The 15,675-nt window shown below is 66.0% G+C and carries 20 protein-coding genes; 11 read left to right on the forward strand and 9 right to left on the reverse strand.

Features of this window, described 5'->3' with window-relative positions; all coding sequences use genetic code 11:
- The first annotated feature begins 111 nt into the window (after positions 1-111).
- From FK530_RS09710 to FK530_RS09720, 3 genes are all read left to right on the forward strand, one after another.
- Entirely contained in the window at positions 112-867 is a 756-nt protein-coding gene (locus tag FK530_RS09710; RefSeq protein WP_146486811.1) for a hypothetical protein, read from the forward strand.
- A gap of 258 nt (positions 868-1,125) precedes the next feature.
- Positions 1,126-1,764 (forward strand): recombinase family protein, encoded by a 639-nt coding sequence (locus FK530_RS09715; RefSeq protein ID WP_146487001.1) that lies wholly within the window; start codon positions 1,126-1,128, stop codon positions 1,762-1,764.
- A gap of 2 nt (positions 1,765-1,766) precedes the next feature.
- On the forward strand, positions 1,767-3,143 hold the full coding sequence (locus FK530_RS09720; RefSeq protein ID WP_146486812.1) for a tyrosine-type recombinase/integrase: 1,377 nt from the start codon (positions 1,767-1,769) through the stop codon (positions 3,141-3,143).
- Here FK530_RS09720 and FK530_RS27010 read toward each other — a convergent pair.
- The 7 genes from FK530_RS27010 to FK530_RS09750 all read right to left on the reverse strand — a co-directional run bounded on the left by FK530_RS27010 (position 3,121) and on the right by FK530_RS09750 (position 8,505).
- Positions 3,121-3,816 carry an MAE_28990/MAE_18760 family HEPN-like nuclease gene (locus tag FK530_RS27010; RefSeq protein ID WP_369123338.1) on the reverse strand — a complete coding sequence of 232 codons (696 nt, stop codon included), beginning with the start codon at positions 3,814-3,816 and terminating at the stop codon, positions 3,121-3,123. The genes FK530_RS09720 and FK530_RS27010 overlap by 23 nt on opposite strands.
- On the reverse strand, positions 3,791-4,894 hold the full coding sequence (locus tag FK530_RS09725) for a DUF262 domain-containing protein (protein WP_146486813.1): 1,104 nt from the start codon (positions 4,892-4,894) through the stop codon (positions 3,791-3,793). Before FK530_RS09725 ends, FK530_RS27010 begins: the two co-directional genes overlap by 26 nt.
- 554 nt (positions 4,895-5,448) lie before the next feature.
- Complete coding sequence (locus FK530_RS09730) at positions 5,449-5,934, reverse strand: MmpS family transport accessory protein (RefSeq protein WP_146486814.1); 486 nt, start codon at positions 5,932-5,934, stop codon at positions 5,449-5,451.
- A gap of 200 nt (positions 5,935-6,134) precedes the next feature.
- Positions 6,135-6,917, reverse strand: a complete 783-nt coding sequence (locus FK530_RS09735; RefSeq protein ID WP_146486815.1) for an SDR family NAD(P)-dependent oxidoreductase — start codon at positions 6,915-6,917, stop codon at positions 6,135-6,137.
- Positions 6,918-7,048: 131 nt separating this feature from the next.
- Positions 7,049-7,657: a SanA/YdcF family protein gene (locus FK530_RS09740; RefSeq protein WP_231706574.1), complete on the reverse strand. Its 609-nt coding sequence runs from the start codon at positions 7,655-7,657 to the stop codon at positions 7,049-7,051.
- Between the two features lie 59 nt (positions 7,658-7,716).
- Positions 7,717-8,034, reverse strand: coding sequence for a TetR/AcrR family transcriptional regulator C-terminal domain-containing protein (locus FK530_RS09745; protein WP_146486816.1), 318 nt, complete (start codon positions 8,032-8,034; stop codon positions 7,717-7,719).
- A gap of 6 nt (positions 8,035-8,040) precedes the next feature.
- Positions 8,041-8,505, reverse strand: coding sequence for a nitroreductase/quinone reductase family protein (locus FK530_RS09750; RefSeq protein WP_231706575.1), 465 nt, complete (start codon positions 8,503-8,505; stop codon positions 8,041-8,043).
- Positions 8,506-8,726: 221 nt separating this feature from the next.
- Between FK530_RS09750 and FK530_RS09755 the strand changes: the two genes are divergently transcribed.
- From FK530_RS09755 to FK530_RS09770, 4 genes are read left to right on the forward strand one after another with little or no spacing between them, the layout of a single operon-like run.
- Complete coding sequence (locus tag FK530_RS09755) at positions 8,727-10,211, forward strand: MDR family MFS transporter (RefSeq protein WP_146486817.1); 1,485 nt, start codon at positions 8,727-8,729, stop codon at positions 10,209-10,211.
- Between the two features lie 22 nt (positions 10,212-10,233).
- Positions 10,234-11,064 carry a hypothetical protein gene (locus tag FK530_RS09760; protein WP_146486818.1) on the forward strand — a complete coding sequence of 277 codons (831 nt, stop codon included), beginning with the start codon at positions 10,234-10,236 and terminating at the stop codon, positions 11,062-11,064.
- 2 nt (positions 11,065-11,066) lie between these two features.
- Positions 11,067-11,402 (forward strand): VOC family protein, encoded by a 336-nt coding sequence (locus FK530_RS09765; RefSeq protein WP_205124192.1) that lies wholly within the window; start codon positions 11,067-11,069, stop codon positions 11,400-11,402.
- A gap of 28 nt (positions 11,403-11,430) precedes the next feature.
- Positions 11,431-11,877 carry a YdeI/OmpD-associated family protein gene (locus FK530_RS09770; RefSeq protein ID WP_146486820.1) on the forward strand — a complete coding sequence of 149 codons (447 nt, stop codon included), beginning with the start codon at positions 11,431-11,433 and terminating at the stop codon, positions 11,875-11,877.
- Positions 11,878-11,881: 4 nt separating this feature from the next.
- Here FK530_RS09770 and FK530_RS09775 read toward each other — a convergent pair whose 3' ends face one another.
- Positions 11,882-12,427, reverse strand: a complete 546-nt coding sequence (locus tag FK530_RS09775) for a hypothetical protein (protein ID WP_146486821.1) — start codon at positions 12,425-12,427, stop codon at positions 11,882-11,884.
- A 74-nt stretch (positions 12,428-12,501) separates the two neighbouring features.
- Here FK530_RS09775 and FK530_RS09780 point away from each other — a divergent pair, with 74 nt between their 5' ends.
- The 4 genes from FK530_RS09780 to FK530_RS09795 all read left to right on the forward strand — a co-directional run bounded on the left by FK530_RS09780 (position 12,502) and on the right by FK530_RS09795 (position 15,198).
- Positions 12,502-13,140, forward strand: a complete 639-nt coding sequence (locus FK530_RS09780; protein ID WP_146486822.1) for a TetR/AcrR family transcriptional regulator — start codon at positions 12,502-12,504, stop codon at positions 13,138-13,140.
- Positions 13,141-13,182: 42 nt separating this feature from the next.
- Entirely contained in the window at positions 13,183-14,193 is a 1,011-nt protein-coding gene (locus FK530_RS09785) for an acrylyl-CoA reductase family protein (protein WP_146486823.1), read from the forward strand.
- A gap of 137 nt (positions 14,194-14,330) precedes the next feature.
- Positions 14,331-14,762 carry a VOC family protein gene (locus FK530_RS09790; protein ID WP_146486824.1) on the forward strand — a complete coding sequence of 144 codons (432 nt, stop codon included), beginning with the start codon at positions 14,331-14,333 and terminating at the stop codon, positions 14,760-14,762.
- A 91-nt stretch (positions 14,763-14,853) separates the two neighbouring features.
- Complete coding sequence (locus tag FK530_RS09795; RefSeq protein WP_146486825.1) at positions 14,854-15,198, forward strand: Rv0313 family protein; 345 nt, start codon at positions 14,854-14,856, stop codon at positions 15,196-15,198.
- A 3-nt stretch (positions 15,199-15,201) separates the two neighbouring features.
- Here FK530_RS09795 and FK530_RS09800 read toward each other — a convergent pair whose 3' ends face one another.
- Positions 15,202-15,660: a YbaN family protein gene (locus FK530_RS09800; protein WP_146486826.1), complete on the reverse strand. Its 459-nt coding sequence runs from the start codon at positions 15,658-15,660 to the stop codon at positions 15,202-15,204.
- Positions 15,661-15,675 lie beyond the last annotated feature (15 nt).

The following is a 15,675-nucleotide window of genomic DNA, read 5'->3' on the forward strand; positions in this document are numbered from 1 at the left end:
CCCCCCAGAAGCAAAGGTGGGTATTTTCCCGCGCGCAATAGGGGTATGTGGGGTTTTCGGATCGTGGCATTGAAGGCATAGCAACAGATTCCAATACGAAAGGACACGAAGATGAGTCAGCACATCGACGGCATGGAAGGCCGATGGGTGCCCGACCCCGATGATCCCGAGTTCGAAGTCTGGGAGACGTTCGACCGCGCGCCGGTCGAAGAAAAAACGGATGCCGAAGAAGACCCATCGAAGAAGGTGGTGGTCTGGAGCGACGGACGCGGCCCGCGTAGGCCGTGCCAGGCGCGCCGCTCAAACGGGGAACCCTGCCAGCGCGCAGCGGTTCATGGTGCGAACGTGTGCGGTACCCACGGAGGCCGCGCGCCGCAGGTGAAGCGCAAGGCTCGCATCCGCTTGGAGATGGCAGCGGACAAACTCGCTAAGGAACTGATCAATGTCGCCCTGGACGATCCCGATATCCCACCCGCCGTGAAGCTCGCCGCGTTGCGTGACGCGCTGTCGCGGGCGGGGATTAGCGAGAAGAGCGCCGTGGAGGTCTCCGTAGACGCCAAGCCCTTCGAAGAGGTCTTGGGAGCGATCATGTCGGGCGGTAGCCGCGCAGCCTCCCGCGCAGAGCGTGGCGTAGCCGACGACCAGGACGCCGACACCGCGTGGATCGCGGAAGAGCTCGCAGCATCCAACGTGATCGACGCCGAGGTCGTGGACCCCGCACCACGTCCGCGGCCCAACGAGGAGCCGGCGATCACCGACACCGCACCCGACACGGGACTGATGGACATGGAGACCGCCCTCGCGCAGCTCCGCGCCACCACGCCGCCGCCCGCGCCCACCGCCAAGCGCCGGGGCCGCACCCGGTAGCGGCAAGGGCGTGGCACCGCTATCGCTGGCCCCTGACGCTCGCCACATCGGAGCCGCGGGGCCTACCGGGCACACGGGCTAGGTAGGCCCCGCGTCAGCGGCACAACGACACACAGCAGCGTCACGAAACCTTCGACAGGGCAGAAGGATTGACGCCAGAAGTACGCCATCATCGAACAGGTGTACGAGGTATGGTTGGGGCGTAAGGCGTAGCGGTTGCATTACGCCTCAGACAGCAAGGGAGACAGCGTGACTCACATGATCGGGTACCTGAGGGTGTCCACCGACGAGCAGGCCCGGAGCGGCCTCGGCCTGGAGGCGCAGGAGGCAGCTCTCCGCGCCGAAGCTGACCGTCGAGGCTGGGAGCTGACCATCCTTCGCGACGAAGGACTGAGCGGCAAGCAAGTGAACCCGGCCCTGCGAGAAGCGCTCGGGCAGTTGGCCGCTGGACTCGCGGACGGCCTGGTCGTCGCGAAGATGGACCGCATCAGCCGCTCGCTACTGCACGCCGTGGAGATCCTCGACACCGCGAAGGTGCAGGGATGGGCGCTGGTCGTGTTGGACCTCGGCGTGGACCTGACCACGCCTGCAGGTCGCGCCCTGGCCGGGACGATGGCGGTGTTCGCAGAGTTCGAGCGCGAACTGATCCGCGAGCGGACCCGTGCAGCCGCCGCAGCGGCGAAGGCGCGCGGCGTGAAGCTGGGCCGTCCGAGCATGGTCCCGCAGGGGGTGGCTCGCCGCATCGTCGCCGCACGCGCAGAGGGCCAGAGCTACGGGAAGATCGCCGCCGCGCTCACAGCCGACGGCATCCTGAGCCCTGCGGGCCGCACTACCTGGCAGGCGTCCACCGTCCGGCGCATCTGCAACTCCATCGAGCAGGCCAAGGAGGCCGCGTAATCATGGGAGCCAACCGATACGCGATCCGCGAGCAGACCCCGGGCCGGTTCCAGGCGCGGTGGTACGACGACGCAGGCAAGCGGCGCAGCAAGACATTCCGTACCAAGACCGCCGCCAAGAAGTTCCTCGACGGGATGAAGGCTGACGTCAACCGGGGCGACTACATCGACCCCAACGAGGCGCAGCGCACCTTCCGCGAGGTGGCCGAGTTGTGGTTCCAGAGCCGGAACCTGCGGCCCAAGACCGCCAAGAGCTACCGGACGATTCTCGACCAGCGGATCTACCCCACGTTCGCGGATCGGCCCGTTGGTGGCATCACCACGTTGGATATCGTTGCGTGGATCACCGAGCTCAGCACGAACGGGAAGCGCGTCGGTCACAACAACAAAGGCGCGCCCGACATGACGAACCCGAACACGGTGCGCGACCTCCGCAGGCGCGAACGCGAGCGCGAGCGGATCGCCGCCGAGCGGAAGGCCAAGGGGCTACCGGAGCCGACCGGCGCACCTCTCGCGGCGGGCACGGTGCGGAACGCGGTGCGAGTGATGAACCAGGTAATGGACGCCGCCGTGCGAGCGCGGTACCTGCGCGGCAATCCGTGCAATGGTCTTACCCGCGACGACCTGCCCCGACCCCATACCGAGCCGAAGAACTTCCTGAACGCGGCGCAGGTGGAGGACCTGGCGCAGGCCATGCGCGCGGTTGTGCTGGATTCGTCCGGCGATGACGACACCGACCGCGCCGACGCCCTGGCGCTGCTGATCCGCTTCGCGGCGCAGACGGGACTGCGAGCGGGGGAGGTGTGCGCGCTCCGCTGGGAGAACGTGGACCTGCTCCGTGGACGGGCGACGGTGAGCGAGTCCATCAGCACGGTTGATGCGCACACTTGGCACGTGGTGCCGCCCAAGAACAGCCGTACTCGCGTGGTGCCCCTACGGGCCGGGCTGATGAAGGCTCTTCAGGCGTACGCGCAGCAACAGGGCAAGAGGGGCGCGTTCGGTCCGGACTGCTTCGTGTGGCCGTCGCCCATGGTGACCGACGAGCACCCGTACGGCCTGCGGCCGATGCACTGGGGCCGCGACTTCTACCTGGCGTACTGGAAAAAGGCCGTCGCCCTCGCGGGTCTGCCGTCTGCGCTACGCGCTCATGACCTGAGACACACGACCGCCGCGCTGCTCATCGCCGCCAACGTCCCGGCCAAGGCGATCCAGGAACACCTGGGGCACAGTTCGTTCTCCATCACGATGGACATCTACGGGCACCTCTATGAGGACAACACGGACAAGGTCACCAGCGCCCTGGACGCGGCATTTGGTGCACAGCTTCCCGCCGATAGCTCAAGCAATATCCGGCAGATCACCGCGCGACAACACCACTAATGGAATAGCCCCTGCACCGAATCTGGCCAATCGCAGTATCGCGCATCTCTTCCATCATTTCGATCACCATTTGATGGAGGGTCAGTGTCTCGGAGGCACTGGGAAAGCTAGCTCTACCGTGGGCGACTTCGTTTCGGCTGTCGCAGAGTTGCCTATCTATCATATTTCGTTTAAGAGCGAGATCCTGGAGTGGAAGGTTCAGAGTTGTCATTATTGACTCAAGTACAACGTACCGAAGATTCGACTTCGTATCAACCACTTTGTCGCGATTGACTCGTAGCCTTTGAGTCGATCCGCCGCGCGCGAGTTCGGCCAGCTCTAGATTCGCTTGTTTATCGCCAGACTCTATCCTTCTCAGCAGGTGCTGTGTGTGTGCCACTACGAGCCCGTCTGCACTGTCTGCAAGGAGCGGTTTTCTTTTGAGGACAAGCCGAATGTACTCTTCAAATAGCGTTTTGCAGTACCCCTCCCAGTGCGCGTACAACATTGTTGTCATACTCCGCGTCAAAGCGCGCGCTAGCGGGCTGCTGGCGTTAGCGCGGGCAGCTGAATCTAGCGCCTTCGCTAGGGCGTGCAGTTCGATCCGTCGCCAGGAGAGATCGCCATCTATCTTATTTTCGAAATCTTCGTCGGTCGCAGTAGCCACTCTACTCACCGAAGAATTTCGGGCCATAGATGGCAAATCGCGGCATTCGTTGACGTGGGCTAACTCCAGCCCCAGAGTTCGCTTTGAAGTCAGGTGCCGTCCACGCGCTTCTCAGTCGTTCTTTGAGGTCGTCTTGGTGGTCTCGCCACTTGTCGATGTTCTTCGCGACACCGCATGCGATGAACTCAAATCCCGAGATTGAAAATGCACCCAAATGACGGTGTCCGTTGTATCGCTTGAAAGTGTCCTCATTTAGGGTGCGGTTCAATAATTCGAAGGTGTCGTAGAAGAGTTTCTGGTCCGGCCGGCTTTCATTCGCTGTAGCCTTGCGCATCCAGTCGGTGAGGTAATCGCCGAAGTCTCTGCTTAGATCGGTGGGTGAGCCGGTATAATCAAGCAGGCAGAAGAATCGAAGCACTAGTTCACTTCGGTAGGCGGATTCTTCCTTTCTGTCGGTTAGGGGAACGCAATCTTTGAAATCGACGCTTTCCGACATTGCGGCGACATCAAGGAAATACTGTCGATTGAGCATTACCATGAGGCAATTTCGGGCTTCTTGAGGCGAAAGAACCGAACCGGAATTCAAGCGCTGGAACAGGTCGTACTTGGCGTCTGGGTCAGACTCTTTGGTTACGATCGAAAAAGCAATTTTCGACCTTTTGAAATCGCGTCGTAGAGCCTCGTCGAAATGCTTTAGCCCTTCGGAATTAGAATTCGGTTCGTACATGTATCCTTTGAGGCTTTTCAGGTACTCGCCTTCGCCGAGGATAAGGCCGTCCTGAATGGCGTCATTCTCATCCCTGTAAACCCCTGCAAATTCAAATATTGTGGAGAGCCGCTGAACGCCGTCGATGACGTCCCAAATTCCGTCTTGGCGTTGCGAGACAAAGATTGGCGGGATCGGGATTCCCAACAGTATCGATTCTATCAAACGGGTTCTCTGCTCGTCCTTCCATCTGAAGATGCGCTGAAACTCGGGATGAATCTCGATGTCGCCGTCTTTGTAGAGCGAGAGCAGTTCGCCGATTGACATGGCATACCCGTCGGTCCGGATCTCCCGTGCTCGGGCGCTGATCTCCGTGTTCAGAGGGTGTGTGTCGGTCATGAGCTATCACCTTACTGCCCGTTCGTTGGACTTCGTGTGGTACACCAGGGCTAAAACGGGGCTGAGCCAAGGTGCGGGGGTGGTGTTTGCCCTGCTAGGCGGCAGTTTCGCGAGTCTTGCTAACGTTCCGCTTCAACGTGTAGGCGTGTGGCTCGATCCGGCCGGGCACGAGTGCTTTGCGTCTCCCTAATGGTCGCATCCGGCACCGCCGGGTCTCTGCCGCTACGTCCGGTTCAGGTGGACCGCAGATTCGTGACCGCAGGTCCGATGGGTCGCTAGGCAACCCGCTTCTGCGAATCGGTCTCGTCGTCGATCCGACTCCAGCCTCTTTCGAATTCATGAGCTCATTCCGGTCGGCGGCCCCACCGTCGAGACGTGTGTGCGGTATCGATTTGCTGTCGGGCCTTGTGTTTGTGTCCGACGTCGACTCAACCCGATGAACGACGTTGGCGTGGGCCAATATCAACGGTGCCGGTGGGTTCGTCGATGGGGTGAGCCATTAGAACGAACGCGGTCCGGCTCCATGAGGGGGCCGGACCGCATTGAGTCGATCGCTACTTCTTGTCGACGCTTCCGCTGCACGACGCGGACGCACCGGTGCCGCTGGCGGTATTCTCGATGATGACCTTTCCGTCGACGATGACCTGACAGGTGATTTTCCCCGTGTCGTTCATGCCGTTCGTCGCGGACAGGCTGACGGTCTTTGCGAATCCTGTGACCTGCGTCTTCTTCTCCCAAGGGAGTGCGACATCGTTGTCTTGCGTGATGTTGTCGTTGAACGTGTAGGTGATCAGCGCGCCGGTAGAAGGGCCCGTGACCTTGTAGGTGACATCGACGACCGACTTCGATTCCTTGTCTACCTCGTCGACAGCTTTACCGACCACAGCCATGCAACCGCCGAAAAGGGCAACGATCAGAATGAAGATTCCGAGGAGGACCCAGGGCCACTTCTTGCGCTTCTTGGGTGGTTGCTGGGGCGGGTAGGGCTGGCCGGCGTACGGTTGGCCGGGCTGCTGTGGGGGAATGGGCGGCTGGGTCACGGTCGTTCCTCACTTCTCGGGAATGCAAGCGGGATGCCATGATGCGCCCCCCGCGCGTGAGCGAAAATGTACCCGACAACGGAATGAGAATCGGGCCGATTGAACCGATTCGCCGCCACGCGACTGGCGTGGTGGCGGACGCCTATTCGATGTCTTGCGACGCGCGATGTACAACAGTCGCTGCTCACCGGTCCGGTTGGTCAGAAGCGGTGGTACGCACCGTCGATCACCAGGTGGTCACCGGAGTGGTAGCTGCTGGCCCGAGACATCAGGTAAACGGCGATGCCCGCGAAGTCCGCTGGTGCACCGAGACGTCGAGCCGGGATCCGAGACGAGACAGCCTCGGCGAGACGCTCGTCGGACAGTGATTTCTCTGTCATCTCGGTTTCGATCCAACCCGGAACGACGGCGTTCGCGGTGACGCCGTACCGGCCGTATTCGACCGCGAGCGCGTGGATCACCGATTCGACGGCCCCCTTGGTCGCGGCGTAGTCCTCCGCCCGTGCCATACCCGACATCGACCCTAGGCTGCTGGTGACCACCAGACGGCCGAATGGATCGCCGGCCTGCGCCCGCTCCCGCATGTGAGCGGCGGCCACCTGTAGGCAGAACAGCGATCCCTTGAGGTTGGTGGCGAACACCTCGTCGAACTGCTGCTCGCCGATCTCGTGGAACGGGCGGGGCGTGGCGGCCCGACCGGCGTTCGCGAACATTCCGTCCACTCGGCCGAACCGCGCGAGGGTGGCTGCGAATGCGGCCTCGACCTGCACGCGATCGGAGACATCGCAGGCCACCACGTGGAATCGATCGCCGAAGTCGGTGAACGCCTCGGTCACGGCGGCGTTCTTCGCCGCAGAACGACCCCACACCGAGACATTGGCTCCGGCGTCCAGGAGACCTCCGGCGAGGCCGAATCCGATCCCACCGTTGCCTCCGGTGACCACGGCCGTTGTACCCGTCAGGTCGAACAAGCCGTTCGCCATCGTTCCTCCTCGTCGACTAGGTGCCAGCGTGCCTTACAGGCTCAGGTCGGTGGCAGGAATCGAGAGAACATCGATGAACTTACCTACGGGATCGAGTCCGAGATCTGGAACTCGACCCCGTGGGGCGCCGCTCAACGTTCGCGCGTCGCCGGACCGGGATCGCGGAGGGCGTCGAGCGCGGCCTTCGGGCGCGACAATCCGATCTCGCGGACCCAGTTGCGGACTGTCAGATAGACACCGGCGTCGGACCCGGCCTCGACCCCCACTGCGTCGATGCCCTGTGCTCGACAGAGCGCGACGGCACGGCGCAGATGGAAATCCTGGGTCACGAGGACGGCGTCCTTGATCTCGAAGACGGAAGCGGCCCGGGTGCACGTGTTGTACGTCGTCACGCCGAAACGGTCGTCGGTGATCGTCCCGGCGTCGACGCCGCGCTCGAGCAGGTACTTCCGCATCGCCGCGACCTCGTCGCCCTTCGTCGACGCCGCGTGGCCCGAGACGAGCACCCGCTGGGCCCGGTTCTCCCGCAGGATCGTCAGCGCGGTCTCGAGACGCTCGCGCAAGTACACCGACGGCTCCCCGTCGTGCACCCGATCGCCGAGCACGATCACCCACTGACGCGATCCGTCGTTCGTGATCCGCGAACTGCTCGCCCATTGCACCCAGACCGTCGAGGCCACGACGATGACAACGGCCGCGACCACGGCATACCGGATCAGTCGGCGCACTACAGCGAACACCGGACCGAGCGTACCGACCGATCGGCACGGCTCGGAGATTCATCCCGGGCGCCGGGCGGTCACCTCGGCGAATCCGGCGCGAGGCTGTCCAGGACCAGTGCGAGTCCGAACGCGAACTCCGCGTCGTACGAGTCCGTCGCCGGTTCTCCGGCCCGGGCCGGCGTGACCGCGACGAGGTGCCGGTAGTCCGCCGCCGACACCAGGGCCGCGACGTCCGAGGCGTCATCGGCGACCGTGCGTCCTTCGCTCACGGGCAGGCTCCGCTCGGTGACGGCGCTGCCGTAGGCGTAGCTGTCGAGCACCGCGACGGCTCGAACCGCGGACGCCGCGGCGGATGACCCACGTGGTGCGACCCGCGATGAACAGTTGGCTGACAGGACTCCTCAGCGCGGGGTGAGGACGAAGACCCTGGCGCCGCCGTCGAAGGCCCGTCGCAGGTCGTCGGGGTCGGGGGAGCCGTCAGCCGTGAAGCCGATGTGGTTGAACGAGGCGAAGTTCTTGTTGTCGGCCGCGACCACGCCGTACAGCTCAGTCACCCCGGCCTCGTCGGACACCACCCGAACGTCGGCGGTCCTGCGCCGCCCGGCGAGTTGGATGTCGACCGGTTCGCCGGTGCGCAGGTTCTTCCCCCAGGCGAACGGCGAGCCGACCAGTAGGTTCCCGTCGTGCTTGGTGTACGCGACCGGCACCTCAAAGACCTTGCCGGATTTCCGCCCCACCACGTACAGCGTGAGCAGGCGCTCGCCGAGGAACTTCGATACCCCGGGAGCCTTCAGCAGCGTCCGCATCACGGCGTTCATGACTCCCTGCAGCGGCATGGTGCTGGCGGTTCCCGCGCTCCGGCTCATATCTCGACGGTAGACCCGACCACCCGGCTCCGGCCAGGGCCGCGGCGCTCGTGAAAACAGCGTTATCCGGGCATCCGAGGCCGAATCCGGCCTCGCGTGCCGGTAGAACGCCGGATTCACGAAAGACCTCGTCCCGCGATGTCGAAAAACCTGTCAGAGATTCGTCGTATAGATGACGGCGACGAACGCAGGTCGTCGAAAACGACTTCGAGGAACCGGCCATGACCACGCACACTGAACAGATGGACCATCCCCCCACCGACCTGACGAAGCCCGCCGCTGAGCGGACACCGCAGGCCGGGCGCACGCCGCTGGTGATCAAACTGCTGGTCGCGGCCACGTTCGTCGTGATCCTCAACGAGACGATCATGATCAACGCGATCCCGCGCCTGATGGTCGACTTCCACGTCGACGCCCGCGCGGCACAGTGGCTCTCCACGGTCTTCATGCTCACGATGGCCGCGGTGATCCCGGTGACCGGCTGGTTCCTGCAGCGGGTCAGCACCCGCACGGCGTACGCCGTGGCGATGACCACGTTCAGCGCCGGCACCGCCATCGCGGCCGCGGCCCCGTCGTTCGAGATCCTCCTGGCGGCGCGCGTCGTGCAGGCGGGTGGCACGGCGGTGATGATGCCGCTGCTCATGACCACGCTGATGACCGTCGTTCCCGAGAGCGACCGCGGCCGTGTGATGGGGCAGGTCACCCTGGCCATGTCGTGCGCGCCGGCCCTCGGCCCGGCGGTGTCGGGGATGATCCTGCACCTCGGTTCGTGGCGCCTGATCTTCGTCTTCGTCCTTCCCATCGCGGTACTGGTCGGCGTGGCCGGGATGCGGCAGTTGGAGAACGTCGGCGAGACCGAGAGCACGCCGGTCAGTTGGCTCAGTGTCGTTCTCGCTGCGGGCGGTTTCGGCAGCCTCGTGTACGGGCTCAGCGAGATCGGCACCGGTGACTGGACCGGCCCCGTCCTCACCGTCGTCGCCGGAGTCCTCCTGATCGCCGCGTTCGCGGTTTACCAGGTGCGCCTGCAGCAGCGCGAGATGCCGCTGCTGGACCTGCGCGCCCTGCGGCACCGCACCTTCGCGATCTCGCTCGTGCTGATGACCGCCGGATTCATGGCCTTCCTCGGCTCGATGATCCTGCTGCCGCTGTACCTGCAGGACCTGCGCGGCCTGTCTGAACTGCAGACCGGGCTGCTGGTGATGCCGGGCGGACTCGCGATGGGCCTGCTCGGCCCGCAGGTCGGCAAGCTCTACGACCGCGTCGGCGCACGCCCCCTCGTCATCCCCGGAGCGATCGGCATCGTGGTGGCGCTCGCTGCGCTCAGCCGCATCGGCGCGACGACGCCGTACCCGCTCATCGTCGCGACTCACATGGCGCTCATGGTCTCGCTGGCCGCCGTCTTCACGCCGATCTTCACCGTCGGCCTCGGCGACCTTCCCGAGCATCTGTACTCGCACGGCTCGTCGCTGCTGGGCACCCTGCAGCAGGTCGCCGGCGCGATCGGCACCGCCGCACTGATCGTCGTGATGTCCAACCGCTCGGCGCACCTGGCCGAGTCCGGCGCGACGCAACCGGAGGCCTTCGTCGGTGGGCTGCAATGGGCGTTCGCCGCGGCTGCGCTCATGGGCGTCGTGGTCGTCGTGTGCGCCCTGTTCCTGCCCTCCAAGGTCGACGGTGCGCCTTCGTCCGGCGCGGCGCATCACTGACGGCCCGGCCTACGATCCGCACATGATGATCTCCGCGGCCCCGCAGCGCCGCCTCGGCGTCCCGCACGACGAGGCGACGCTGCGCATCGGTCCGATCGATCCGGAGAGTCCGATGTCTACCCGGCACCTGTTCATCGAGGGATCCCCGTCGTTCGAGTTGTCGTTCTGGTGCGGCACCTGCCCTTTCCTGTTCGAGCGCAAGACCATCGGCTACAACATCTCGGACGGGCGGGAACCGCTCGAACGATTGGAGCGGGGTCTCGACGTGGTCGACGATGACGTCGTCACCACCTTCGCCAGGCTGCTGCCGGAGGGCGAGTACCTTCCGCTCTTGGTGGAGGTCACGCCGGAACTCGTCGCCCCCTACGACGATCGCGACTACTTCACGCACGAGCAGCTGGCGACCTGGGGGATCGACCCGACCTGGGGGCTGCCCCAGAACCCCTTGACCCACTACTACCGCACCTTCGAAACCGCGGTCGCGGCCGATGAGCACCTCTTCGAGTTCGTGGTCCCCATGGTGCAACCCAACTGGAACCATCGGAGCCGAGTGCAGCACTACGTCGATCTGCTCGCCGGCGGTACGACGCCCACAGCGGTGGCGCTGTCGATAGTCGACCGTCGCGTCCCGGCCGTGATCGCGCCGGACTCGGTCGACTACTACGAGCATTGGGCGGTGACCCACTTCCTCCTCGACGGCCACCACAAGTTCGAGGCCGCCGCGCGGGTCGGGGCGCCGCTGCGGCTGCTCGCGCTCATGAACATCGATGAGAGCCTCGCGGGAGCTGAGGTCATCGCCGAACTCCCGGGCCTGCTGAACCGCGAACCCTCGCCCCGCCGACCGAAGGAATGATCATGGACCTGTTCGCACGCCTCGCCGTGACCGACCTACCGCGCGCGATCGCATGGGGAGACAGGCTCTTCGGTGACGTGGAATCGTTCGCGCCCAACGATGTCGAGCACGTCTGGACGCTGGGGGAGCACGTGCACGTGTACGCCGAGTTGCTGCCGGAGCACGCCGGGCATTCCGCGGTCACCCTCTTCCTGGCCGACGCCGACGGGTTCCTCACCGCCGCCGCGGACCGCGGCCTGCTGCCGGATTCGCAGGAGGTGTACGAGAACGGTGTCCTGAAGGCGACCTTCCTCGACCCCGACGGCAACGAGGTCGGGATCGGTGGCGGGCCCGCATAGGCAGCCGAGTTCGGGGACTATGGAACGCATGACACTGCACGTACGAACCACGCTGGAACCCGTCGGGCCGGCGACCGCCATCGAGCTGACCGATGCGCAGGTCGAGGAACTCGGCGGAGGGAAGCGCGCGGCGGTCCGCGTCACGATCGGGGACCGTATCGCGCGCCTGCGGCTCGCGGGCATGGGCGGCTCCAACCTGATCGGCCTGTCGAAAGCAGCGCGCGCGGAGCTCGGCGTGGAGATCGGCGACACGGTCGACGCGGTGATCGAGCTCGACGAGGCCGAGCGCACCGTCGACCTGCCCGACGAGCTGGCGGCCGCTCTGGACGAGCACGGCCTGCGCCCCGCGTTCGACGCGCTCAGTTACACCCGGCGCAAGGAGGCCGCGCGCGGCGTCGCCGAGGCGAAGCGGGCGGAGACCCGCGAGCGGCGGATCGCGGCGGTCGTCGCGGGCCTGCGCGCGGCGACGGCCTGACGGGCTACCGGCCCGCCCCGGATGCTGCGCGGGCGGCCGGCGTGATTCGTGGGATCCGGTGACCACGTACGAGGATCGTGATCTCGCGCATGAGACTCATCGCGAGGGCCGTGCACAGGAAGAAGGCCGCGACCCCGTCGGGGCTGCCGTGCACGTTGGTCAGGAACGTGGCGAACCGTGCGGCGAAGCCGGGCGCGTGCTCCAACGCGACCACGAAGGCGCAGCGGCCGAGTAGGACGACCAGCCAGATGGCGAGGTAGGGCCCTCCGGCCCGGGTCACGAGGTGGTCGCCCCGTCGTGGATCCCGGCGGACCTCCATGGTCGCGTTCAGCGCCAGCCCGGCGGCCACGCCGGCGACGATTCCGGCGGCGATCAACGCACCGTCGCCCGAGGCGTACCGATGCGATCCGGTTCCGAGCACCAGGTAGCCGATCACCGCGCTCGTGACGAAGGGCATCACCGCCAGGAAGATCGTGTGGCGTCGCGTTCCGAGCTGGGTCGTCAGAACGAGGGTCAGGAAGATCGCGGCGACGATCAGGGCGTCAGTCATAGGTGCCTCGCCTCGGAGTCGTATTTAGCGCACTGGTGCTAAAACAATGTAGCAGGGAGATGCTATAAAGAGCCATGCCCAAGATCGTCGACCCCGAGGAGCGACGGAACGAGATCGCCGCCGCCACGATCGCCACCATCGCCCGCGGGGGCCTGGATCACGCCACGCTCGCGAACGTCGCGGCCGAAGCAGGACTCGCCGTGGGCTCGGTCCGGCACTACTTCGCCGGCCAGGCATCGATGGTCGAATTCGCGATGCGATGGCTTGTCGACCGGATCGGTGCGCGGGTGCTCGCGATCGCGGGGCCGGTTCTCGCGGGTGAGGTGAGCGAGATGGCCGAGCGGCGCCGCGCGACGGTGGACCTGCTCTGTCAGTTGCTCCCGCTCGATGAGACGAGGCGGTGCGAGGTCGCGGCCTGGCTCGCGCTGAGCACGGCCGCCGTGTACCGGCCCGACCTGCGTCCGATGGTCGACGACATGCATGCCGCGGTGCGCGCACTGACCGGGGCCATCGTCGACCGGTCCCGGGCTGCAGGCCTGTTCGACGGTGACGACGAGGATGCCGCGGTCGACGCGGATCGTCTCGCCGCACTGGTGGACGGGCTCGCCGTCAGCGCGATCCTGTGTCCGGACCGGTACTCGCCGGAGCATCTGCGATCCGTGGTCGAACGGCAGCTGGAGTGCTTCGGAGCGCCCGGTACGGGCCGCACGTAGCATCACGCAGGACGACGTCGACAGACTCAGGAGGCACACACGATGACCCAGTACCGGGCACTGATCGCCGAACTCGCCGACCATGACGGCGAGGCCGCCGTGAACTCTCGCGTGGAGACCCGCGACGCGGCGCCGTTGGAGCCCGGACACCTGCGCATCGCCGTCGAGTTCTCGGGCGTGAACTTCAAGGACGCACTGGCTTTCACTCCCGGCGGCGGAGTGGTGCGGGAGTACCCGATCGTGCCCGGCATCGATATCGCGGGCACCGTCGTCGAATCCACGTCGGACGACTTCGCCACGGGTGAACGGGTGGTCGCGCACGGTTACGAGATCGGCACGGCCCGCGACGGCGGTTACGCCGAGCAGGCCGTCGTTCCCGCGGACTGGGCCGTGCGTCTGAATGCTCTCTCCACGCGCGAGGCCGCCGCCATCGGCACCGCCGGATTCACTGCGGCCATGAGTGTCGCGGCCATCGTCGATGCCGGTGTAGCGCCCGCGGACGGTCCGGTCGTCGTCACCGGCGCCACCGGCGGCGTCGGTTCGACCGCCATCGACCTGCTGGCCGGCCTGGGCTACGAGGTCGTGGCCTCGTCGGGCAAGCCCGCCGCCACCGACCACCTGCGCGCCCTCGGCGCGAACGAGGTCATCGGTCGCCTGCCGCTCGACCCCGACGCCAAGCCCCGGCCGCTCGGTCGGAGCCGCTGGGCCGCGGCCGTCGACTGCGTGGGCGGCGCCGCTCTCGCCGACGTCATCAGCACCCTCAACTACGGCGGCGTCGTCGCCGCCAGCGGCCTGACCGGCGGCGCGGGCCTCAAGACCACGGTCATGCCCTTCATCCTCCGCGGCGTGACGCTCGCCGGTATCGACTCGGTGCTCATGCCGATCGCGCCGCGGCGCGCACTGTGGGCACGGATCGAGTCCGACCTGCGCCCGCGTCACCTCGACCTCGTCGCCAACGACATCGGGATCGACGGAGTCCGCGCCGTCGTCGACGCACTCCGTGCCGGCGAGTACACCGGCCGCGCCGTCGTCGATCTCAGCCGCGGCTGGTGAACCTGTCTCGCCCTACCGCCCAGAAGTATGCGGTTCTTCGTACGAATGATCGCTCAGACGAATGACCGCACACATCGACGGCACCCTGACTGCGAATCAGGTCGAGAACTGACCGGTGAGCTGACTACGGTTGCCCCATGACCGTCAGGCAGATCCAAGTCACCTTCGATTGTGCGGACCCGAAGCGCGTAGCGCTGTTCTGGTGCGAGGTCCTCGGCTACGTCGTGCCGCCGCCCCCGCCGGGGTTCGCCGACTGGGACGCCTTCGAGGCGACGCTGCCGGCGGAGGCGCACGGTTCCGCGTTCGCCTGCGTCGACCCCAACGGCGTCGGCCCGCGCCTGTTCTTCCAGCGCGTCCCCGAAGGAAAGACGGTCAAGAACCGCGTGCATCTCGACGTCCGCGTCGGCACCGGGATGGTGGGAGCCGAGCGACTCGCGGCGCTCGAGGCGGAGTGCGCCCGGCTGGAAAAGCTCGGAGCGAAACGCCTCTACCTGCAGGAGGCGGACGGCGCGAACGAATCGTGCCTCACGATGGCCGACGTCGAGGGCAACGAATTCTGCCTCGACTGACCCGATCCGCCCTCGACGAACACGGTGGCCGAAGTCTCACTCGACGTGGACACTGGAGACAAGTGGGTCCCTACGGCTCGAGGAGTCAGTGATGGCAGGCAACGAGAATCCCTTCGGGTTCGGTCCGGGAGAGTTCGACGACCTGGCCCGTGAGGCCCGGGACATGATCGGCCGCATCGTCGGCGGCCCGGGGCGCGAGGCCTTCTCCGGGCTGTTCGACGATGCCCGTCGGCCGAAGCGCGAGCCGGAGACGGCGGGCGAGACCGGCGACGGGGTGTGGGCCGTCATCGCCACCGCCGAGGACGGCAGCGCCCGCGTCGAGCAGGTCTACGCCACCGAGATCGACGCCCTGCGTGCCAACCAGCACAACACCGACGTGACCAGGAAGGTCCGCTTCCTGCCCTACGGCATCGCGGTCAGCGCTCTGGACGACTGAGCGTCAGTCCTCGCGGCTGCCGGTCGGCTCCTGTGCGTCGTCCACCGGTGCGGCGGCCTCGTCCCCACCCGGCGTGGACGGTGCCTCGGCCGGTGGCTCCGGCCGGAGCCACAGCCAGGTGCCGATGATCGCCATGATCGCGGTGCCGATCGCCGCGATCCACCACTTCGGAGTCACCAGGAAGAGGATCACGGCACACACGGCCATGCTGCCGATCGCCATGTACTTGGCCTTGCGGCTGACGGAACCCGTCGCCTGCCAGTCCCGGATCATCGGGCCGAAGACGCGGTGTTCCAGGAGCTTGCGGTGCAGCGTGTCCGACCCGCGGGCGGCGCAGTACGCCGCGATGAGGATGAACACCGTTGTCGGCATGAGGGGAACCACGACGCCGACGATGCCCAGACCCAACGCGACGTAGGCGCAGACCCACCACATCCATCTCAGTCGGGACTTCTGCGCCATTCCTCCAGTGTAGGG

The organism is Tsukamurella conjunctivitidis (genome assembly GCF_007858475.1).
Lineage (GTDB): Bacteria > Actinomycetota > Actinomycetes > Mycobacteriales > Mycobacteriaceae > Tsukamurella > Tsukamurella conjunctivitidis.